21 protein-coding genes are annotated in these 21,178 nt (G+C 63.6%); 5 read left to right on the top strand and 16 right to left on the bottom strand.

Features of this window, described 5'->3' with window-relative positions; genetic code table 11:
* Positions 1-9: 9 nt before the first annotated feature.
* The 9 genes from JVX98_RS29780 to JVX98_RS29820 form a co-directional block, all read right to left on the bottom strand.
* Positions 10-405 (bottom strand): RidA family protein, encoded by a 396-nt coding sequence (locus tag JVX98_RS29780; RefSeq protein WP_043612409.1) that lies wholly within the window; start codon positions 403-405, stop codon positions 10-12.
* Positions 383-811: a thioesterase family protein gene (locus tag JVX98_RS29785; RefSeq protein ID WP_192449174.1), complete on the bottom strand. Its 429-nt coding sequence runs from the start codon at positions 809-811 to the stop codon at positions 383-385. The genes JVX98_RS29780 and JVX98_RS29785 overlap by 23 nt, the downstream gene beginning before the upstream one ends.
* Positions 812-823: 12 nt before the next feature.
* The gene (locus JVX98_RS29790; RefSeq protein ID WP_205239997.1) at positions 824-2,011 is read right to left on the bottom strand and encodes an acyl-CoA dehydrogenase; all 1,188 of its coding nucleotides are present in this window, start codon (positions 2,009-2,011) and stop codon (positions 824-826) included.
* A 16-nt stretch (positions 2,012-2,027) separates the two neighbouring features.
* On the bottom strand, positions 2,028-3,224 hold the full coding sequence (locus tag JVX98_RS29795) for an acyl-CoA dehydrogenase family protein (RefSeq protein WP_205239998.1): 1,197 nt from the start codon (positions 3,222-3,224) through the stop codon (positions 2,028-2,030).
* Positions 3,225-3,226: 2 nt separating this feature from the next.
* Positions 3,227-4,069: an enoyl-CoA hydratase family protein gene (locus tag JVX98_RS29800; RefSeq protein WP_205239999.1), complete on the bottom strand. Its 843-nt coding sequence runs from the start codon at positions 4,067-4,069 to the stop codon at positions 3,227-3,229.
* Positions 4,070-4,071: 2 nt separating this feature from the next.
* Positions 4,072-4,848 (bottom strand): SDR family NAD(P)-dependent oxidoreductase, encoded by a 777-nt coding sequence (locus JVX98_RS29805; RefSeq protein ID WP_205240000.1) that lies wholly within the window; start codon positions 4,846-4,848, stop codon positions 4,072-4,074.
* On the bottom strand, positions 4,845-7,166 hold the full coding sequence (locus JVX98_RS29810) for a bifunctional salicylyl-CoA 5-hydroxylase/oxidoreductase (protein ID WP_205240001.1): 2,322 nt from the start codon (positions 7,164-7,166) through the stop codon (positions 4,845-4,847). Before JVX98_RS29810 ends, JVX98_RS29805 begins: the two co-directional genes overlap by 4 nt.
* Positions 7,167-7,401: 235 nt before the next feature.
* Positions 7,402-7,926: a MarR family winged helix-turn-helix transcriptional regulator gene (locus tag JVX98_RS29815; RefSeq protein WP_246765128.1), complete on the bottom strand. Its 525-nt coding sequence runs from the start codon at positions 7,924-7,926 to the stop codon at positions 7,402-7,404.
* A gap of 100 nt (positions 7,927-8,026) precedes the next feature.
* Positions 8,027-8,800 carry a GntR family transcriptional regulator gene (locus tag JVX98_RS29820; RefSeq protein ID WP_205240002.1) on the bottom strand — a complete coding sequence of 258 codons (774 nt, stop codon included), beginning with the start codon at positions 8,798-8,800 and terminating at the stop codon, positions 8,027-8,029.
* Between the two features lie 163 nt (positions 8,801-8,963).
* On the opposite strand from JVX98_RS29820, the gene JVX98_RS29825 reads away from it, so the two are divergent.
* The 5 genes from JVX98_RS29825 to JVX98_RS29845 all read left to right on the top strand — a co-directional run bounded on the left by JVX98_RS29825 (position 8,964) and on the right by JVX98_RS29845 (position 14,094).
* Positions 8,964-9,953 carry an ABC transporter substrate-binding protein gene (locus tag JVX98_RS29825; protein WP_205240003.1) on the top strand — a complete coding sequence of 330 codons (990 nt, stop codon included), beginning with the start codon at positions 8,964-8,966 and terminating at the stop codon, positions 9,951-9,953.
* A 66-nt stretch (positions 9,954-10,019) separates the two neighbouring features.
* Positions 10,020-10,799 (top strand): ABC transporter ATP-binding protein, encoded by a 780-nt coding sequence (locus JVX98_RS29830; protein ID WP_205240004.1) that lies wholly within the window; start codon positions 10,020-10,022, stop codon positions 10,797-10,799.
* A gap of 5 nt (positions 10,800-10,804) precedes the next feature.
* Positions 10,805-11,728, top strand: a complete 924-nt coding sequence (locus tag JVX98_RS29835; RefSeq protein ID WP_192449182.1) for an ABC transporter permease — start codon at positions 10,805-10,807, stop codon at positions 11,726-11,728.
* 15 nt (positions 11,729-11,743) lie between these two features.
* The gene (kynU, locus tag JVX98_RS29840) at positions 11,744-12,991 is read left to right on the top strand and encodes a kynureninase (RefSeq protein ID WP_205240005.1); all 1,248 of its coding nucleotides are present in this window, start codon (positions 11,744-11,746) and stop codon (positions 12,989-12,991) included.
* A gap of 134 nt (positions 12,992-13,125) precedes the next feature.
* Entirely contained in the window at positions 13,126-14,094 is a 969-nt protein-coding gene (locus JVX98_RS29845) for a threonine/serine dehydratase (protein ID WP_205240006.1), read from the top strand.
* Positions 14,095-14,103: 9 nt separating this feature from the next.
* On the opposite strand, the gene JVX98_RS29850 is transcribed toward JVX98_RS29845, so the two are convergent.
* The 7 genes from JVX98_RS29850 to JVX98_RS29880 all read right to left on the bottom strand — a co-directional run bounded on the left by JVX98_RS29850 (position 14,104) and on the right by JVX98_RS29880 (position 21,162).
* Positions 14,104-14,790, bottom strand: coding sequence for an ABC transporter ATP-binding protein (locus tag JVX98_RS29850; RefSeq protein ID WP_205240007.1), 687 nt, complete (start codon positions 14,788-14,790; stop codon positions 14,104-14,106).
* Positions 14,787-15,536 (bottom strand): ABC transporter ATP-binding protein, encoded by a 750-nt coding sequence (locus JVX98_RS29855; RefSeq protein ID WP_205240008.1) that lies wholly within the window; start codon positions 15,534-15,536, stop codon positions 14,787-14,789. Before JVX98_RS29855 ends, JVX98_RS29850 begins: the two co-directional genes overlap by 4 nt.
* Complete coding sequence (locus JVX98_RS29860) at positions 15,529-16,500, bottom strand: branched-chain amino acid ABC transporter permease (protein WP_043624020.1); 972 nt, start codon at positions 16,498-16,500, stop codon at positions 15,529-15,531. Before JVX98_RS29860 ends, JVX98_RS29855 begins: the two co-directional genes overlap by 8 nt.
* Positions 16,501-16,508: 8 nt before the next feature.
* Positions 16,509-17,429, bottom strand: a complete 921-nt coding sequence (locus JVX98_RS29865) for a branched-chain amino acid ABC transporter permease (RefSeq protein ID WP_205240076.1) — start codon at positions 17,427-17,429, stop codon at positions 16,509-16,511.
* 90 nt (positions 17,430-17,519) lie between these two features.
* Entirely contained in the window at positions 17,520-18,659 is a 1,140-nt protein-coding gene (locus JVX98_RS29870) for an ABC transporter substrate-binding protein (RefSeq protein WP_043624018.1), read from the bottom strand.
* A gap of 42 nt (positions 18,660-18,701) precedes the next feature.
* Positions 18,702-19,538, bottom strand: a complete 837-nt coding sequence (gene kynA / locus JVX98_RS29875; RefSeq protein WP_205240009.1) for a tryptophan 2,3-dioxygenase — start codon at positions 19,536-19,538, stop codon at positions 18,702-18,704.
* Between the two features lie 4 nt (positions 19,539-19,542).
* Complete coding sequence (locus JVX98_RS29880) at positions 19,543-21,162, bottom strand: benzoate-CoA ligase family protein (protein ID WP_192449190.1); 1,620 nt, start codon at positions 21,160-21,162, stop codon at positions 19,543-19,545.
* Positions 21,163-21,178: the final 16 nt, after the last annotated feature.

Here is a 21,178-nt window from a genome sequence, read left to right on the forward strand (position 1 = left end):
TGCCAAACCTCAATCGGGGACGACGGCGGTGGCCTGGATCTCGATCTTGGCGCGGTCCTCGACGAGCGACACCACCTGCATCGCCGCCATCGCCGGGAAATGCCGGCCGATGGTCTCGCGATAGGCCTGGCCGATGCCGCGCAGATTGCCGACATATTCCTGCTTGTCGGTGAAGTACCAGGTCATGGTGGTGATGTGCTGCGGCTCGGCGCCGCCGGCTGCAAGCACGGCAACGACGTTCTTCAGGGTCTGGCGCACCTGCTCGACGAAATCGTCGGTCTCGAACTCGGACTGCGCATTCCAGCCGATCTGGCCGCCGACGAAGACAGTGCGGCCCTTGGCCGAAACGCCGTTGGAATAGCCGATGGGCTTTGCCCAGCCTTCAGGTTGCAGGATGGTGTGCATCGGTCGTCTCCAGATGTTGTGTCAGCGCGGCGCGGATATCGTCCGGCCAGGCAAAAGAAGCGTGCGTGTCGAGCGAGGTGGCAACGACCCGCTGTTTTGCTGTCCAGAGCACGGTGCCTTTCGCCGAGACCGTGTGCTCCATGTCGAGCGATGAGCGGCCGATGCCCGCGACCTTGAGCGCGAAATCCAGTTCGTCGCCCTGGAAGCCCGGGCGAGAGAAAGTGAGATCGAGGCGCACCGTCGGCACGCCGATCCGCCGCTCGTCGTTCATGGCCTTCCAGGGAAAGCCGAGAGACGCAAAGAAGTCCTCCGTCACCCCGACGAGAATGTTGAGGTAAGACGGGAAATAGGCGATCCCCGAGGGGTCGCAATCTCCGAAGCGCAGCGGTCTCCTGGTCCTGAACATTTGTGCCGGACCTCAGTTCGCAAAGGCGGCAATGCCGGTGATGGCACGGCCGAGTATCAGCGCATGGATGTCGTGGGTGCCCTCATAGGTGTTGACCACTTCGAGATTGACGAGATGGCGAGCGACAGGAAACTCGTCCGAAATGCCGTTGCCGCCGAGCATGTCGCGCGCCGCTCGGGCGATCTCCAGCGCCTTGCCGCAGGAGTTGCGCTTGAGGATCGAGGTCAACTCGACCGGCGGATTGCCTTCATCCTTCATGCGCCCGAGGCGCAGGCAGCCCTGCAGGCCAAGAGCGATCTCGGTTGCCATGTCCGCGAGTTTCTTCTGGATCAGTTGGTTGGCGGCGAGCGGCCGGCCGAACTGCTTGCGGTCGATCACGTATTGCCGCGCCGTCTCGTAGCAGGACTCGGCTGCACCGAGTGCGCCCCAGGCGATGCCGAAGCGCGCGGAGTTGAGGCAGGTGAAGGGGCCCTTCAGGCCGGTCACATCAGGAAGCATGTTTTCGTCCGGAACGAAGACCTCGTCCATGACGATCTGGCCGGTGATCGAGGCTCGCAGGCCCACCTTGCCATGGATCGCCGGGGCGCTCAGACCCTTCCAGCCCTTTTCGAGAATGAAGCCGCGGATCAGACCATCCGATGTCTTTGCCCAGACGACGAAGACATCGGCGATCGGCGCATTGGAGATCCAGGTCTTGGAACCCGACAGCAGATAGCCGCCATCGACCTTGCTAGCCTTCGTGATCATGGATCCGGGATCGGAACCATGGTCCGGTTCGGTGAGGCCGAAGCAGCCGACTTTGGTGCCGGCAATCAGTCCCGGCAGATATTTACGCTTCTGCGCTTCGCTGCCGAAGGTGTAGATCGGCACGATGACGAGCGAAGACTGCACGCTCATCATCGAGCGGTAGCCGCTGTCGATGCGCTCGACCTCGCGGGCGATCAGGCCGTAAGAAACGTAGTTGAGGCCGGCGCCGCCGTATTCCTCCGACACCATCGGACCCAGCAGGCCAAGCTCGCCCATCTCGGCGAAGATCGACGGATCGGTCTTTTCGTGGCGGAACGCCTCCTGGACGCGCGGGGCTAACCGGTCTTCGGCATAGCTTTGCGCGGTGTGCCGCACCATGCGTTCCTCTTCGCTCAACTGCCCATCCAGGTTGAACGGATCCTGCCAGTCGAATGACGCCTTCGAACCATGCATGTTCGACATCCCCTCGTTATCGTCCCGTGCCCTTCATCAGCTCGCGGCCGATGATGAGTTTTTGAACTTCGGTCGCGCCCTCGTAGATCCTGAGCGCGCGGATCTCGCGATAGAGCCGCTCGGTGATCTCGCCGACTTGCACGCCGCGGCCACCGAAGAGCTGCAGCGCTTGGTCGATCACCCATTGCGCGTTCTCTGTCGCCGTCATCTTCGCCATTGCCGCTTCGCGCGTCGTCGGCCGCTTCTGCACGTCGCGCTGCCAGGCGGTGCGGCCGGTCAGCAGCGCTGCCGCGTCAATCGCGGTCGCCATCTCGCCGAGCGTGCTTTGCGCCGTCGGCAGGTCGGCAAGCGTCGCGCCAAACATCTTGCGGTTTTTCGCGTGCGCCACCGCCTCGTCGAGCGCGCGGCGGGCAAAGCCGATTGCGGCGGCAGCCACGGAGGGGCGGAAGATGTCGAGTGTGCGCATGGCGATCTTGAAGCCTTCGCCAGGCGTGCCCAAAAGCTGTGAGGCTGGGATGCGGCAATCGTCGAAGCGAAGCCGGGCAAGCGGATGCGGCGCGATCGTCTCGATGCGCTCGGCGATCGTGGAGCCCGGCGTATCGGCAAAGACCACGAAGGCCGAAATGCCGCGCGTGCCGGGCGCCTCGCCGGTGCGGGCAAAGACAGTATAGACGTCGGCGATACCGCCGTTCGAAATCCAGGTCTTTTCACCGTCGAGCACGAAGTGATCGCCGTCGCGGCGCGCGGCGCATGCCATCGCCGCGACATCAGAGCCGGCCTCGGGCTCGGAAAGCGCAAAGGCGGAGATCCATTCGCCGCGGGCGACCTTGGGCAGGACAGCCTGCTTCAATGCCTCGGAGCCGGACAGGCTGATTGCGCCGGTCCCGAGCCCCTGCATGGCAAAGGAGAAGTCGGCAAGGCCGTCCGCATAGGCAAGCGTCTCGCGGATGAGGCAGAGCGACCGGCTGTCGATCTCTTCGCTGGCGCCGCCAAAGGCTTTCGGCACACAATGGCGAAGCACGCCGGCGGCACCGAGGGCGGCCACCAGTTGCTTGCAGGCCGCATCGACGGTCGCGTGATCGATGTCGCCGAGGCCGCCACGAGAAATGAAGCCATCCAGTTCGGCTCTAAGCGCACGATGGCTGTCGTCGAAGAACGGCCAGTCGAGGTGGTCGCGGGTCGGCGGGCGCGAGGCCGTCTCATGGGAACCCATGCTCAGTTCCCCTTGAATTCCGGCTTCGCCTTGGTGGCAAAGGCCTCGAAGGCCCGGCGGAAGTCGCCGGTCGCCATGCAGATCGCCTGCGCCTGCGCTTCCGCCTCGATCAATTGGTCGATGCCCATCGCCCATTCCTGGTCGAGCATCTTCTTGGTCATCGCATGGGCAAACCAGGGACCGTCGGCGATATTGCGTGCGAATTTCTGCGCTTCGGCAAGCAGCGACGGACGCTCGTGCAGGGCGTTGTAGAAGCCCCAGGCATTGCCCTCCGTCGCGGTCATGACGCGGCCGGTGAAGAGCAGTTCGGCGGCGCGGCCCTGGCCGATGATGCGGGGAAGAATGCCGCAGGCGCCCATGTCAGCCCCCGCCAGCCCGACGCGGGTAAAGAGAAAGGCCGTCTTCGCCTCCGGCGTTGCCACGCGGAAGTCCGACGCCATGGCCAGAATGGCGCCAGCGCCAGCGCAGATGCCGTCGACCGCTGCTATGACCGGTTGCGGGCAGGCGCGGATCTGGCGCACCAGTTCGCCGGTCATGCGGGTGAAATCCAGAAGATCGGGCATCGGCATGCGCGTCAGGGGCTCGATGATCTCGAAGACGTCGCCGCCGGAGGAAAAGTTGTCGCCGGCACCGGTCAGCACCACGGCGCGCACGTCGCTGGCGCGGGCAAGCGAGCGGAAAAGATCGCAGAGCTCTTCGTAGCTTTCGAAGGTCAGCGGGTTTTTCTTTTCCGGACGGTTCAGGGTGATCGTGGCGACCCGCCCGTCGGCATCCGTCTCGAACAGGAAGTGCTTGGCCTTGTGGTCTTTGAAGGCGCGCTTCTTGGCCTGCATCGGATTTGTCATCTCTATCCTCCGAGAACTTCGCCGCCGGCGACGGCAACAGCCTGGCCGGTGATTGCGGTCGCTCGCTCCGACGCCAGCCAGGAGACGGTGTGGGCGACTTCTTCCGGCGTCACCAGACGGCCCTGCGGATTGGAGCGGGCAAGGCTGGCGCGTGCTTCCTCGCGCGAGCGGCCGGTCTTTTCGCTGATCGTATCGAGCGCGCCGTCGATCAGCGGTGTGTCGGTAAAGCCGGGGCAGACGGCGTTCACGGTGACGTCGGTGCGGGCAAGCTCGAGCGCCAGCGCACGCGTCAGGCCGACGACGCCGTGCTTCGACGCGCAATAGGCCGACACATAGGCATAGCCGGTGAGGCCCGCGGTGCTCGCGACGTTGACGATCCGGCCGTTGCCGGCCCGCCGCACGGAGGCAAGCGCTGCCTGCGTCACCAGATAGACCCCGGTGAGGTTGATGGAAAGCACCCGCTGCCAAAGCGCGAAGTCGGTCTTTTCAAACGGTGCCGAGGGCGCTTCGCCTGCGCAGTTGACGAGAACAGCGATGTCTCCGGCTTCAGCAATTGCGGCGGCAATGCCTTGCTCGACTGCCTCCGGATTGGTCACATCGAAGCCGGCACGGACAAGGGCCTGTCCGCCGGCCGCAAGGATTTCGTCCCGCACGGCTTCAAGTGGTGCTGCGCGCCGGCCGGCGAGGCTGACGACATGGCCGTCTGCGGCCAGTGCCAGCGCGATCGCCTTGCCAATGCCGCTGCCGGCACCCGTGACGAGGGCGTGCCTCTTGCTCATGACTTGCCCGCCGTCGTTGCGGCGCGCGCCAGGTTGTTCACATACTGCGCTCGAGCCGAATGGTACTGTTTCGGCCAGGGCTGCTCCTCGTAGCCGATCTTCGCCGCCTCGTGCATGACGAAGGACGGGTCGGCCAGATGCGGACGGGCGATCGCGCAGAGATCGGCCCGACCGGCGGCAATGATCGAATTGGCGTGGTCGGCCTCGGAAATCGCCCCGACGGCAATGGTCGGGACCTGGATCTCGTTGCGGATCTTGTCGGAAAATGGCGTCTGGAACAGCCGGCCATAAACCGGCTTTTCCTCCTTCACCACCTGGCCGGAGGAGCAGTCGATCATGTCGGCGCCGGCCTCCTTGAACAGCCGGGCGAAGATCGCCGCATCCTCGGGCGTATTGCCGCCCTCGTGCCAGTCATGAGTCGAGAGGCGCACCGACATCGGCCGGTCCTCGGGCCAGTCTTTGCGAACCGCGTGGAACACCTCGAGCGGGAAGCGGGCGCGAGCCGCATGGTCGCCGCCATAGTCGTCGGTGCGCAGATTGGTGAGCGGTGACAGGAAACTCGACAGCAGATAACCATGCGCCACATGCAGTTCGAGGATATCGAAACCGAGGTCTCGGGCCCGTTCGGTGGCATGCACGAAATCAGCGACGACCCGGTCCATATCCTCCCGCGTCATTTCCCGCGGCGTATCCGAATGCTTGAGGTAGGGCAGGGCGGATGCGGAGATGAGCGGCCATGCGCCTTCGTTCAACGGCTGGTCGATCCCCTCCCAGGCGAGCTTCGTCGCGCCCTTGCGGCCGGCATGGCCGAGCTGGATGCCGATCTTGGCGGGTGTCTGCTGGTGCACGAAGTCGACGATGCGCTTGAAGGCCTGGGCCTGCTCGTCGTTCCAGAGCCCCAGGCATCCGGGTGTGATGCGGGCATCGGCCGACACGCAGGTCATCTCCGGGAAGATGAGGGCGGCGCCGCCCATGGCGCGCGCGCCGAGATGGACGAGATGAAAATCGTTCGGCACGCCGTCGGTCGCCGAATACATCGCCATCGGCGAAACCACGATGCGGTTCTTCAGTGTCAGGCCGCGAAGCTTGAACGGCGTGAACATCGGCGGCGGAACCGCCCCATTCGCCGCGGGCGCGACACCGGCGCGTTCGGCAAACCAGCGCTCGAAGCCCTCGAGCCAGTCCTTGTCGCGCAGGCGAAGGTTTTCGTGGCTGATGCGCTGCGAGCGGGTCAGCATCGAGTACATGAACTGCTCGGGCTCCAGCGTATCGGCATAGCGCGTGCCGACCACTTCGAACCATTCCATGGCATTGCGGGCGGCATTCTGGATGCGGGCGACATCGACGCGGCGCACTTCCTCGTAAGCCGAGAGCACGGCCGGGATGTTCGCCTTGTCGTGGCCGAGAATGTCGAACTGGCGGGTCAACTCGATCGCGTCATCGATCGCAAGCTTGGTGCCCGAGCCGATGGCAAAATGGGCGGTGTGGGCGCTGTCGCCCATCAGAACGACGTGGCTCTGGCCATTGAAATGGCTCCACTTCTCGCAGATCAGCCGGCCGAAGTTCAGCCATGCCGAGCCGCGCAAGTGCCGCGCATTGGTCATAAGCTTGTGGCCGTCGAGTGTCTCGGCGAACAGCTTCTCGCAGAACGCGATCGACTGGTCCTGGTCCATCTGGTCGAGGCCGTGGGCCTTGAAGACGTCGTCGGTGGTCTCGACGATGAAGGTCGAGGTGTTCTCGTCGAAGCGGTAGATATGCGCCTGGAACCAGCCATGTTCGGTGCGCTGGAAATCGAAGGTGAAGGCGTCGAACTTCTTGTCCGTGCCAAGCCAGACATAGCGGTTCGGCCGGATCACCATGTCGGGCTTGAAGACGTCGGCGTATTTGTTGCGGATCCGTGAGTTGACGCCATCTGCGGCAATGATCAGGTCCGCATCGGCAAACTGCTCATCGCTTTCCACGTCCTGCTCGAACAGCAGCTCGACACCGAGTTCGAGGCAGCGTTCCTGCAGGATGTTGAGCATTTTCTTGCGGCCGATGCCGACAAAGCCGTGTCCGGTCGTGCGGATCTTGCGGCCCTTGAAGACCAGCTCGATATCGTCCCAATGGTTGAAGGAAACCTCGATCGCCTCGGCCGTTTCCGGGTCCCATTGCCGCATCGACTGCATGGTGGCGTCCGAAAAAACCACCCCCCAGCCGAAGGTGTCGAAGGCGCGGTTCCGCTCGACCACTGTGACGTGGTGCTCCGGATGCTGCCGCTTCATCAGCAGCGCAAAATAGAGTCCGGCAGGTCCGCCACCGATACAGACGATCCGCATGTCGTTCTCCTCCCGAGTTCCGGCTGCGCGCGTCACCGTCGAGCTGGCGCAAGCGGCCATGCCGGACTGTTGCAAGCAGGGTGGACTCGTTCCGGAGAAATTTCAAGCTTAAAATTGTTTTGAGCAGACGGGACGCCGACGCCGGCTTTTGCAGCGCAGGCGAGCGCTGTCGCATCGCTTCAAGGCCGGTGCGGCAAAAGGCAAGGGAGGACAGGAAGGGCCGAGGCGCGCGGCCTCAGGAGTTTCGGCCAAGCGAGGCGATGATCGACCGCTTGAGCGTGGCAAGCTCATCCATCAGCACGCCGCCGTCCTTGGCCGGAAGGCCGGCGAACAGGTCCGAGATCCAATCGGCATGCCTTGCCGCCATCTTCTCGAATTCGGCGCGGCCGAAGGGGGTAAGGGCGATGATCTGAACACGCCGATCGGTCGGAAGCGTCGTACGGTTGATGTGGCCGCTCTCGGTCAGCCGCTCCACCAGCACCGTAATGTTGCCGGGCGAGACCATCATGCGCTTGGAGACCTCGCCAAGCACCATGCCGTCAGGCGCGCGCTCGAGCTGGGCCATCAGGTCGAAACGCGGCAAGGTCGAATCGAATTCTTCCCGCAGCCGCCGACGGATTTCGCTTTCGACCAGCGTCGAACAGGTCAGAAGACGCAGCCATAGCCTGAGCTCTGCGCGGTGATCGCCCGGAGCCTCGAGCGCCTTGGTCTCGCCATCCACCCATTCCGGCGAGGTGTCGAACTTGTCTTCACCCATCATTCCCAACGTCCGCTTCCAACCCTGCGCCGCAAATCAGCGGCTCTTTCGTTTTTCTGCTTTTAGAGAGGTAAGCAGGTCTTGGACAGGTTGTCACGGGCCGTCATTTGGACGCAAGGCCGGGCACTGCCTGGGCGAGCAATGGCGACGCGCGACCGCCATCTTCGGACTGGACATAGACGTTGACGGTAAAGCCGATGTGCTCGGCCATCAGGATGCGGGCACGCTCGATATCGCGATCGAGTGCTGCCTCCATCAGCTCGGTATGGTGCTCGATAGCCATGGCGTCCTCAAGCGCCGCAACGGCCTCCTCGTAGCCTGCACTCATACCGGCAGCAGCCCGCATCGTCGGCGCCAGGCTTAAGAAGCGGTGGTGACGGCGAAGCTGGTCGGAGATCGTTGCCTGAAACCGCGTGAGCCAGCGCGATCTTGCAGCGCTGATTAGAGCCGTATGAAAGCCGGCATGTTTTTCGTCCCACTCGTCGACTTCCCTCTCGGAGAAGCGCTCGACGGAAACCTTGCAGCGCGACAGCCGATAGTGTGCCGTGACCACGGCGGATTCCCAGGCGCTGTCGCCGTTCTCGATCGATTCGATGAGCAGCGGCAGTTCGACGGCAAGGCGGGCGCGGGTGAGGTCGTCGAGTTCTTCGCGTGACACCGGAGCAACGGCAAAGCCGCGATTGCTGATGGCCGTCACCAGCCCTTCCGCCTCCAGCCGTGAGAGGGCCTCGCGAAGCGGCGTCCAGCCGATGCCGTAGCTTTCGCGCAGCGTGCTCAGCTTCATCGGCGCGCCCGGCTTCAGCCGCGTCGCAAGGATGTCGCGGCGCAGCAGCCGGTAGGCCGATTCCGTCTTGGTCGACTGTTCTTGGTCTTGCATCCAAGTTCCCTTAGCGCCCACACTCGGGTTGAGGCAAATATATATAGTTCAGCGCCTCGAATAAAAATATATATATTAATTTGACAAGAGGCCGGGGCGGTCCCATGATCCGCCCAAGCCGCCGAGGAGGGCGGTAACGCTCGTCAAATTCTGGGAGGGATGTATGAGCAGGCTTAAGAGCATGTGGCTTTCGGGATTGGTTGTCGCCGGCGCAATGGCATGGGGACTGGGCGCGGCTGCTGCCGATCCGATCCGCATCGGCATTGCCAATTTCGGCGAGCATCCGCAATTGAACGCGTCGATCGCCGGCTTCAAGAAGGCACTGGCCGAAAACGGCTTCGTCGAAGGCAAGGATGTCGTCTACACCGAGAGCCACACCAATTTCGACGCCTCGCTGGTGCCGCAGATGATCGCCAAGCTGCAGGCCGAACAGCCGAAGCTGGTCTATACGATCACCACGCCGGTCTCGCAGATCGCCAAGAAGGCGCTCGCCGGCTCCGGCATTCCGGTGGTCTTCTCGGCCGTCACCGATCCGGTGGCCGCCAAGCTCGTTCCGTCCTGGGAGGCGGGCGACGACGGCATGACCGGTGCGACCGACCTTCAGGACGTGGCCGCCGTCATGGCCTTTACGCACAAGCTGCTTCCGAACGCCAAGCGTTTCGGCGTGCCCTATAATCCGGGTGAAGCGAACGACCAGGCCCTGCTCGACAAGATCAAGGAAGCGGCCCCTGCTGCAGGCTTTGAGGTTGTGGAGGTCGGCGTCGACAACGTCAACGACATCCAGCAGCGCATCGCCTCCTTCGCCGGCAAGGCCGACGTGATCTACACGCCCGCATCCAACCTGCTGCAGCCGGCGATCGGCGCCGTTTCGGCAGCCGCGCGCCAAGCACAGATCCCGATCGTCAACTCCGACGACGGTGCCGTGCGTGACGGCGTCGTGCCGGCAAGCTTTGCGGTCAACTACGAGCAGGTCGGCGTCAATGCCGGCAAGATCGCTGCCCAGATCCTCAAGGGTGCAGACCCGAAGACCATCGCACCGTCGCGTCCGGCCTATGAGGATCACGCACCGTTGATTTCGAAGAAGGCGGCCGCCGCCTTCGGTATCGAAGTGCCGGCAGCGCTTGCGACCGAATGCAACTGCGTGGTCGATTGATTTCCGTCTTGTCTCTTCAGTGACGGCGCCCCAAGCGCCGTCATTTCATAAGTTAAGGGGGAGCCAATGCTGGAAATCAGATCGGCCCGTAAAGTCTTCTACAAGGGGCAGCCGGACGAAAAGGTCGCGCTCGACGGCCTCAATCTCAGCCTTGCCACAGGCGAATTCGGCGTCGTTATCGGTTCCAACGGCGCCGGCAAGAGCAGCATGCTCAACGCCATTTCGGGTGCATTGGTGCTCGATAGCGGCCAGATCGTCATCAACGGCGACGACGTGACCGCAACGCCCGTGCACAAGCGCGCGATGCGGCTTGCCCGCGTCTTTCAAGACCCGATGCGCGGCACCGCCGCCTCGATGACGGTGGCCGAAAACATGCTGCTTGCCGAATTACGCAGCAACAAGCGTACGCTGCGGCGCGGATTGAATACCACACGGCTTGCCACCTACAGGGAACGCCTGTCGCTTCTGGGGCTAGGCCTCGAGAACCGTCTCGACACGCGCGTAGAGCTGCTTTCCGGCGGCCAGCGGCAATCGCTGTCCTTGATCATGGCGGTCGGCGGCGAGCCGGAACTGCTGCTGCTCGACGAACACACCGCAGCGCTTGATCCGCGCACGGCAGATATCGTCATGCAGGCGACGATCCGTGCGGTCGAAGCCTTGAAGCTGACGACGCTGATGGTGACGCACAACATGCAGCATGCCGTCGACTTCGGTCACAAGGTCATCATGCTCGATGCCGGGCGCGTGCGCCTCGAGATCGATGGCAAGGAAAAGGCGCAGACGACCGTGCCGGATCTGATCGGCCACTTCTCCGTCAAAACCGACCGCATGTTCCTGGCGAGCTGACGATCATGGATATCATTCAAAACACCGTCGCGAGCTTCATCTCGCTCGTTCCCGTCACGCTCGCGCAGAGCCTGATCCTTGCCTTCGTCGTGCTCGGGATCATGATCCCGTTCCGCATGCTGAGCTTTCCTGATCTGACCAGCGAAGGCGCATTTCCGCTCGGCGGCTGCGTCTGCGGCGTCTTGATGGCGGCCGGCATGTCGCCGCTTGCGGCAATCGCCATCGCGCTTCTCGCCGGCTTCCTCGCCGGCTGCTGTACGGCCTTCATCCATCTGCGGTTCCGGATCCACACGCTGCTTGCCGGCATCCTGATGATGACGATGCTCTATTCGATCAATCTCCGGATCATGGGCCGCTCGAACCTTTCGGTTTTCGGCGCGCCGACGGTGTTCGACTGGGCGCCGGGGCTGCAGCCGGGCTTCCCGGCAAGCAAGATCGTGGTTGCGGGGCTGATCGCACTCATCGTCTTCTTCCTGCTCTATCACTTCTTCCGCACGGAGAAGGGCACGGCCGTGCGCGCCGTCGGGGCCAACCCTGACATGGCCGAAGCGCAAGGGATCAATGTCTGGATGGCGACGATCGGCGGCGTCGGACTGGCGGGCGCGTTTTCGGCGGCAGGCGGCGCACTGATGGTGCAGTCGCAGGGCTTTGCCGACGTCAACATGGGCCTCGGCATCCTGATCAACGGGCTTGCAGCGCTGATGATCGGCGAAGCAATCGTCGGCAAGCAGAGCGTGGCGCGCCAGCTCGCGGCACCCTTCGTCGGCGCCATCGTCTACTACCAGCTCGTCTCCTTCTGCCTGGCGGCCGGCATGCCGCCGCCGGACCTGAAGCTGGCGACCGGGCTCTTCGTTCTTGCCATGCTGGCTCTTCCGAGCCTCAAGCGAAGCCGTGGGCCGGCACCCGCCCGCGAAACCGTTCGCGAATAAATGAGGACCACCTTCATGAATGCAGTTCCTGATCTTGCCGCGATCAAGGCCATGGATGCGGCCGATGTGCTCGCCCCGATGCGCGAGCGCTTCATCCTGCCTCCGGGTCTCATCTATCTCGACGGCAACTCGCTCGGCGTCGCCTCGACCGCCGCCTTCGACGAACTTCAGAAGGCGGCGACCGTGGAATGGGGACGGGACCTCATCCGCAGCTGGAACACCGCCGGCTGGTTCGAGATGCCGCTGACCCTCGGCGATCGGGTCGGGCGGCTGATCGGGGCTGCCGCCGGCCAGACCGTCGTCTGCGACACCACCTCGATCAACATTTACAAGGCGCTGCATGCGGCGATGGCGCTCCGGCCCGATCGCTCGGTGATCGTCAGCGAAGGCGGCAGTTTCCCGACCGACCTCTACATGGCCGAAGGCGTGGTCTCGACGCGCGCCGGTGCTTCGCTCCGGCTCGAAGGGGTCGATGCACCCGAGATCGAGGACCTGATCGACGGCAGCGTCGCCGTGGTTCTGGTCAACCATGTCAATTACAAGTCCGGCGAGCTGCGCGACATGGCGGCGCTGACCCGCAAGGCGCACGAACACGGCGCGCTGGTCATCTGGGACCTCTGCCATACGGCCGGCGCCCTGCCGGTTGATCTCGATGGCGCCAATGTCGATTTCGCCGTCGGCTGCACCTACAAGTACCTGAACGGTGGCCCCGGCGCCCCCGCCTTCATCTATGCCGCCACCCGTCACCACGGCGATATCCGCCAGCCGCTTAGCGGCTGGTGGGGCCACGCCCGTCCCTTCGCTTTCGAAAAGCACTATGCAGCCGGCGAGGGCATTCGACGCTTCCTCTGCGGAACGCAGCCGATCCTGTCGCTGCGGGCGCTTAAGGGCGCGCTCGACGTCTGGGACGCGGTTGACATGAAGGCACTGCGCGAAAAGAGCATCGGCCTCACGGACCTCTTCATTGCGCTGGTCGAGGCGAAATGCGGTGCCTATGGCCTCGAGCTTGAAAGCCCGCGCGATGGTACCAAGCGCGGAAGCCAGGTTTCGTTCAAACACCCGAACGCCTACGAGATCATGCAGGCGCTCATTGCCCGCGGCGTCATCGGCGATTTCCGTGCACCAACGACGATGCGCTTCGGATTCACGCCGCTCTATGTGAGCTATGTCGACGTCTGGCAGGCGGTCGAAATCCTGGAAGACATCCTCGACACCGGTGCCTGGCAGGATGCGCGCTTCACGGTCCGTGCGGCCGTGACCTGATAGATTGCAGCGTAGCGGGCGGCATTGTCGCCCGCTGCATTCTTGCTCAGACGCGTACTGAGGTAGCCGCCCGCAGCGTTCGTTCAGAGCTACTGTGCCTTGGGGCGAGAGGACGGCGAACGGGGACTTAAGCCATGACTGCGCCACGCTGCCCGACCCCGGACGAAATCGCCGATGCCCGCAAACGCATCGCGCCGCATTTTGCACGCACGCCGCTGGTCAGGCTCGATCTTGGGTTTCCGGACCGCCAAATTTTTCTCAAGCTGGAGACGCTGTCTCCGATCGGCGCCTTCAAGCTCCGTCCGGCCCTGAACGCTGTCTTGTCGCGCGATCCGGCCGATCTCAAAAACGGCGTCGCAGTCACCAGTTCCGGTAACATGGCCTATGGCACGGCCTGGGCGGCACGCCTTATCGGCGTGCCGATGGTTGCCTACATGTATGGCGGCGCGCCGCAGACCAAGATAGACGGCGTGCGTATGCTTGGCGGTGAGGTGCGTTTCGTCAGTGCCGAGACCTGGTGGGACTACATCACTGGCGCCGATCGCCCGGACGCGCCGGAGCTGTTGATCAATCCGGTAACCGACCAGGCGGTGCTGGCCGGCAACGGCTCCATCGGCATGGAAATCGTCGAGGACCTGCCCGAGGTCGATGTCGTGCTGACGCCCTTTGGCGGCGGCAGCATGACCACCGGGGTGGCCAGCGCTCTTAAGGCCGCTTCCAGCCGCTGCCGTGTCTTTGCCGTCGAGGATGACAGCGCCGCACCGGTTTCGGCAGCTCTTGAGGCCGGGCAGATCGTGACGATCGAAACCCGCCCGTCCTTTATCAAGAGCATCGGTGCGCCATCGCTCGTGCCGCAGCTTTGGCCGGTCGCGCGGGACCTGATCGATGGGGCGATTGCCGTCAGACCGGGAGAGGTGTGCGACGCGATACGGCTGCTCTTCAAGAAAGCAAAGGTGGTCGCTGAGGGAGCCGGGGCCGCCTCGCTCGCGGCCGCAACCGTCCGGCCGGATCTCAAGGGCAACATCGTCTGCGTTATCTCGGGCGGCAACATCGATGCCGAGGCCTATTCCACCGTGCTCGGCGGTGGCATTCCCTCGGCCTGAGCGACTGGCTCAAACGCCTAGATAGCGGTCCTGAAGTTCAGGCGTCAGCGTGGCCGGTGCGCCTTCGAAGACGGTCGTCCCCTTTTCCAGGACGAAGCAACGGTCGGCAACGGGCAGCAGTTCCGAAAGCGTCTTGTCGACGACGAGGATCGATTGCCCCGATGCCTTCAGCGTACGGATCGCCGACCAGATGTCATGGCGGATGACCGGGGCAAGCCCTTCGGTTGCCTCGTCGAGAATGAGCAGGCTCGGATTGGTCATCAGCGCCCGGCCGATCGCCAGCATCTGCTGCTCGCCGCCAGAGAGTGTGTTGGCATATTGGTCGCGCCGTTCGCCGAGGCGCGGGAAGAGCGCGGTCACCTTCTCGAAGGTCCATCCGTTGCCGCGGGCGGTGGCCACAAGGTTCTCCATGACGGTGAGATTGGGAAAGCAGCGCCGTCCTTCGGGCACGAGGCCGAGGCCGAGTCTCGCAATCCGGTGCGGACGCAGGCCGGAGATCGTCTTGCCGGCAAAGCTGATTGCGCCCGAGCGCGGGCGCACGAGCCCGAGGATCGAATTGATCGTCGTCGTCTTGCCCATGCCGTTGCGGCCCATGAGCGCGACGACCTCGCCCTCGCGTACATCGAGGTTGACGCCGAAGAGCGCCTGGGAAGCGCCGTAGAAGGTTTCAAGGCCCTTGAGTTCGAGCAGGCTCACGCGGCTTCTCCCAGATAGGCCCGGCGTACTTCGGGATCGCTGCGGATTTCATCGACCGTGCCCGACGCGATGATGCGGCCATAGACCAGCACGGAAATGCGGTCCGCCAGCGCAAAGACCGCATCCATATCGTGCTCGACCAGGAGCATCGGTGCTTCGTGGCGCAGACCGTCGAGGAAGGAGGTCAGCCGCTTCGAGCCCTCCGGTCCCATGCCGGCCATCGGCTCGTCGAAGAGAAACGCCTTTGGCGATAACGCCAGCGCGATGGCGATTTCGAGCTGCCTGCGCTCGCCGTGCGAGAGTTCGGCTGCTGGCACATGGGCACGCGCGGCAAGATCGACGCGCTCCAGCATCGCCATCGCCGGTTCGATCAGGTCCTTGTCGCGGGTCACCTGGCGGAAGAAGTGGAAGCTGCTGCCCTGTCGCGCCTGCACTGCCAGCATGACGTTGCGAAGCGCCGAGAACTCCTGCGCCAGCGAAGAAATCTGGAAGCTGCGGGCGAGGCCGAGTTTGGCGCGGGCGGCCGTGTCCAGGCCGCCGATATCCTGGCCGAGAAAGCGGATCGTGCCGCTATCGGCTTTCAGTGAGCCGGCGATCTGGTGGATCAGGGTGCTTTTTCCGGCGCCGTTCGGGCCGATCAGTGCGTGGATCTGGCCGGGGCGGAGCTGAAGACTGACACCGTCGGTCGCTTTCAGCGCGCCGAAGGATTTTCTGAGATCGCGGATTTCGAGAACGGGTTCAGACATGGCGCGGCTTTCCGGAGAGGAGACCCAGCAGACCACCGCGAGCAAAGAGCACGATGCCGAGCAGGATGAGGCCGAGGAAGAACTGCCAGCGCTCGGTAATACCGCCGAGCACATATTCGAAGAAGACGAAGATCATCGCGCCGGCGACGGGGCCGAACAGCCGGCCCTTGCCGCCGAGGATGATCAGCACGATCAGTTCGCCCGACATGTGCCAAGAGAGCATCGAGGGCCCGACGAAGCGGTTGAGATCGGCATAGAGCGCGCCGGCGAGCCCGGTGATCATCGCCGAGACGGCAAAGGCGACGAGCCGGATGTTGAAGGGCGCAATGCCCACTGCCGCAAGGCGGATCCCGTTCTGCCTTGCCGCTTGCAGGGCGCTGCCGAAGCGCGAGCCTTCGACGACGCGAAACAGGAGCAGCGCTGCCATCAGGGCCGCGTAGCAGATCAGGAAGTAGGGCAGGGGCTTGGCGGTGTTGACGCCGGGAAAGGCGTTGCGCATCGACAAGGACAGGCCGTCCTCGCCGCCATAGGCCGGCCAGGAGATGGCGAAATAGTAGATCATCTGCGCGAAGGCGAGCGTGATCATGATGAAATAGACGCCCGACGTACGCAGGCTGATCGCGCCGATCGGCAACGCGATGAGGCCGGCGACCGCGATCGCCGTAACCCAGATAATCGGCATCGACGTCGTCGCCGGAATGCCAGCGAAAAGCGGCTCGGCATTGAAGGCGTGGGTCGCAAGGATACCGGCGACGTAGCCGCCGAGGCCGAAGAACGCCGCATGCCCGAAGGAAAGCAGCCCGCCGAGCCCCAGCGCCATATTGAGGCCGACGGCGGCAAGGGCCAGCACCGCGATGCGGGTTGCGAGCGTCACATAGAAGGGTTCGCCCAGACTTGCGGCCAGGATCGGCGCGCCGAGAAGCAGGAGGGCGAGCAGCAGGTTGATTGTGGTTTCGCGGGTCATCGATACCCTCACGACTGCGCCGCAAACAGGCCGCTTGGCCTGAAGGCGAGGATGAGAGCCATGACGACATAGATCAGCATCGAGGCGAGCGCTGCCCCGATCGTGGTCGCCTGCGATGCGGGCATGGTGAGTGCCAAAAGCGAGGGAAGCAGAAAGCGGCCCATCGTGTCGACGACACCGACGATGATGGCACCGACCAGCGCGCCCTTGATCGAGCCGATGCCGCCAATGACGATGACGACGAAGGCGAGGATCAGCACCGGCTCACCCATCCCGACCTGCACCGATTGCAGCGCGCCGACCAGTGCACCGGCAAGCCCGGCAAGCGCCGCTCCAAGCGCGAAGACCACCGTATAAAGCGTACCTATGTCGACACCGAGCGCTCCGATCATCTCGCGATCGGACTCGCCCGCCCGGATGCGCATGCCGAGCCGGGTACGGGAGATCAGCAGATAGAGGCCGATCGCGACGGCGATACCGACGCCGATGATCGCCAACCGGTAGAGCTGGTACTGGCCGCCGCCCGGAAGCGGCACCGCGCCCTGGAGCACGGGCGGGATGTCGAGATAGAGCGGGAACGAGCCGAAGAGCCAGCGGGCGCCTTCCGACAGGACCAGGATCAGCGCGAAGGTGGCGAGCACCTGATCGAAATGATCGCGGTCATAGAGCCTGCGAATGACGGCGACCTCGATGATCGCGCCGACGCCGGCGGCGGCCGCAAGGCTCGCGATCAACCCGATCCAGAAGGAGCCTGTCGCGGCTGCGACCGTCGCGCAGGCAAAGGCGCCGATCATGTAGAGCGAGCCGTGTGCCAGGTTGATCAGACCCATGACGCCAAAGATCAGCGTCAGGCCGGCGGCCATCAGAAACAGCATCACACCGAGCTGGAGCCCGTTGAGCAGTTGTTCGATCAGAAGTGCGGTGAACAAGAGACCGGTCCAAGCTTCATTCGGGACGACACGGATCATCGACCGGATGCCGGCATCGAAGCCGGGCATCCGGGTGACGGGCGACAAGCGTTACATGCTGCACTTGTCCGCGTAGGCGTCCTTGTGGTCTTCGAAGGCGGTGGCGATGATCTTGTTGGTGAGCACGCCGTCGGCTTCCTTCACCACCTCGCGAACGTAGATGTTCTGGATCGGGTGGTTGTTGTTGTTGAAGACGAACTTGCCGCGCACCGACTGGAAGTCGGCTGCCTTAAGTGCTGCGCGGAAGGCGTCCTTGTCCTTGACGCTCGCTTTGGAAAGGGCGGCAAGGATCAGGTTTGCCGTGTCCCAGCTCTGTGCCGCGTAAATCGAGGGCAGGCGCTTGTATTCGGCCTTGAAGGCTTCGACGAACTTCTTGTTGGCCTCGTTGTCGAGGTCCTTCGACCAGGTTGCCGAGTTCTTGACGCCAAGGGCAGCATCGCCGATCGCCGGCAGGACGTCCTGGCTGAAGGAGAAGCCGGGGCCCATGACCGGGATATTCACGCCCGACTGGGCATATTGCTTCATGAAGGCGATGCCCATGCCGCCGGGCAGGAAGAAGTAGACGCTGTCGGCGCCCGAGGCGCGGATCTGGGCGATCTCGGCTGCATAGTCGGTCTGGCCGACCTGCGTGTAGATCTCGCCGGCAAGTGCACCCTTATAGTAGCGTTTGAACCCGGTCAGCGCGTCCTTGCCGGCCGGATAGTTGGGCGCCAGGATGAAGGCGTTCTTGTAGTCCTTGTTGGCGTATTGCCCCATCGCCTCGTGGAAGTTGTCGTTCTGGTAGGCGACGTTGAAGTAGTTCGGATTGCAGTTCGCACCGGCAAGCGCCGACGGGCCGGCGTTCGGCGAGAGATAGATCACGTCCTGCGCCACCGTGTTCGGCACGACGGCCATTGCGAGGTTCGACCAGATGATGCCCGTCATCAGGTCGACCTTGTCGCCCTGGATCATCTTCTCGGCGATCTGCACCGCAAGTTCCGGCTTCTGGGCATCGTCCTCGATCACCAGTTCGACGTCCTTGTTGCCCGACTGCTTGATCGCCAGGGTGAAGGCGTCGCGCATGTCGATGCCCAGGCCGGCGCCGCCGCCTGAAAGCGTGGTGATGACGCCGATCTTCACCGGCTCGGCATGGGCAAGGCTCGATGTCGCAAGCGAAAGGCCAAGAAGGCCCGCGGCCAGAATGCGGTTCATGCTGTTCTCCTCTTTGTTGGTTCCCTTTTGGGTTGTGTTCTATCAGAGACCCGTGCGCACGTGCCAGAGCTCGGGGAAAAGTTCCACTTCGAGCATCTTTTTCAGATAGGACGCGCCGGATGTGCCCCCGGTTCCGCGTTTCATGCCGATGATACGCTCGACCGTCGTGACGTGGTTGAAGCGCCAGCGGCGGAAATAGTCCTCGAAATCGACCAGCTTCTCGGCAAGCTCGTAGAGCATCCAGTAGCGTTCCGGATCGCGGTAGACGGTCTGCCAGCCGGCAAAGACCTTGTCGCTTTCGGTACGCGTCTCGCGCCAATCGGTCTTGTCCGCTTCCGCGCCGACGTCGAAGCCGTTGCGCGAAAGCAGCCGGATCGCCTCGTCGTAGAGCGACGGCGCTGAAAGGATCGCTTCCAGCTTTTCCATGATGTCGGGGCGGTGCGCATGGGGGCCGAGCATCGCGACATTGCGGTTGCCGGCAAGGAACTCGATCGCCCGGTACTGCCAGGACTGGAAACCGGAGGATTGGCCGAGCGATTCGCGGAACGTGGTGTATTCGCTCGGGGTCATCGTGCGCAGCACGTCCCAGGCGCTGTTCAGCTGCTCGAAGATGCGGGCGACGCGGGTCAGCATCTTGAAGGCGGGTTCCAGCCGGTCGTCGCGGATCGAGCGGACCGCCGCATTGATCTCGTGCAGCGCGAGCTTCATCCAGAGCTCGGACGTCTGATGCTGGATGATGAACAGCATCTCGTCATGGGCTTTGGAAAGCGGCTCTTGTGCGTCCAGCACCTTTTCCAGCATCAGGTAGTCGCTGTAGGACATGCGTCCCTTGAACGACATTTGGGCGCCTTCTTTCGAAGGGTCGTATGACTTGCTCATATTTTCAGTTCTCCGACCGCAATCGGAACCGCTGGATCTTGCCCGTGGCTGTCTTTGGCAGGTTGTCCAGGAACTTTACCGATCGCGGATATTTGTAGGGTGCGATCGTCGCCTTCACATGATCCTGCAGGCGCTTGATCGTTGCGTCGTCCGCCGACACGCCAGATATCAGAACGACATAGGCTTCGACAATCTGACCACGCTCCGCATCCGGCGCGCCGACGACGGCGCATTCGGCGACTTCCGGGTGGGAAATCAGGGCCGCCTCGACTTCTGGTCCGGCGATGTTGTAGCCGGCGGTGATGATCATGTCGTCGGAGCGGGCGGCAAAATGGAAGAATCCGTCCTCGTCCTGGTAGAAGGCGTCGCCGGTGAGGTTCCAGCCGTCGCGGACATAGTCGCGCTGACGGGCATCCGACATGTAGCGGCAGCCGGTCGGGCCGCGCACAGCAAGCCTGCCAATCGTGCCACGGGGCACTTCCTGCATGTCGTCATTGACGATCCGTGCCTGGTAGCCGCCCACGGGCTTGCCGGTCGAGGCGGCCTTGCGATCCTCGAACCGGTTGGAAATGAAGATGTGCAGCATCTCGGTCGCGCCGATGCCGTCGAGGATCGGCTTCCCGGTCTTGGCCGTCCACTCCTCAAAGACCGGACCGGGCAGGGTCTCGCCCGCGGAAATCGCGACGCGCAGTGATGAAAGATCGGCGCCGTTGTCCATCGCCTTCATCATCGCCCGATAGGCGGTGGGGGCGGTAAACGAGATCGTCGCTCTGTATTTCTCGATGATCTCCACCATGTTGGCGGGCGTCGCGTGCTCGAGCAGTGTCGCTGCGGCTCCAAAGCGCAAGGGGAAGATCGCAAGGCCGCCAAGGCCGAAGGTGAAGGCGAGCGGCGGCGAGCCGACGAAGATATCGTCGGGCGTGACGGCGAGCACTTCACGGGCGTAGCCGTCGGCGATCGCAAGCAGATCGCGATGGAAGTGCATGGTCGCCTTGGGGATCCCGGTCGTGCCCGAGGTGAAGCCGAGCAGCGCCACGTCGTCGCGACCGGTATGCACGGCCTCGAACACGACGGATTTGTCGAGTGCGATGCGGTCGAGTTCCGCGTCGTGGTTCGCCGTGCCGTCGAAGCTCACGACCTGCTTCAGGAAGCGGCTGTCCTTGGCGCAGGCGATCATCTCTTCCATCAGCCGCGTGTCGCAGAGCGCCAGGCTGATTTCGGCCTTGTCGACGATCTTGGCGAGTTCCCCGGCTCTCAGCATCGGCATGGTGTTGACGACGACGGCGCCGGCCTTGGTTGCCGCCAGCCAGCAAGCGACCATGGCCGGATTGTTGGCGGAGCGGATGAGCACGCGATGGCCGGGTTTGACGCCGTAATTTTCGACCAGCGCATGGGCGAGCCGGTTGGTCCAGTCGGACAGCTCCTTGTAGGTCCGGCGGCGCCCGTTGCCGATCAGCGCGGTATGATCGCCGAAACCCTTGGCGACCATGGCGTCCGTCAGTTCGACGGCGGCGTTGAGGTGATCCGGATAGTCAAAACCTTCGAGAAGGAACTCCGGCCATTCTTCCGGTGGCGGAAGATGGTCGCGGGTGAACGTATCGACGTGCGAAGTCGGTCCAAGCATGTGGCGGCTGTTCCCT

Origin of the sequence: Ensifer sp. PDNC004 (genome assembly GCF_016919405.1) — a bacterium.
Classification (GTDB): domain Bacteria; phylum Pseudomonadota; class Alphaproteobacteria; order Rhizobiales; family Rhizobiaceae; genus Ensifer.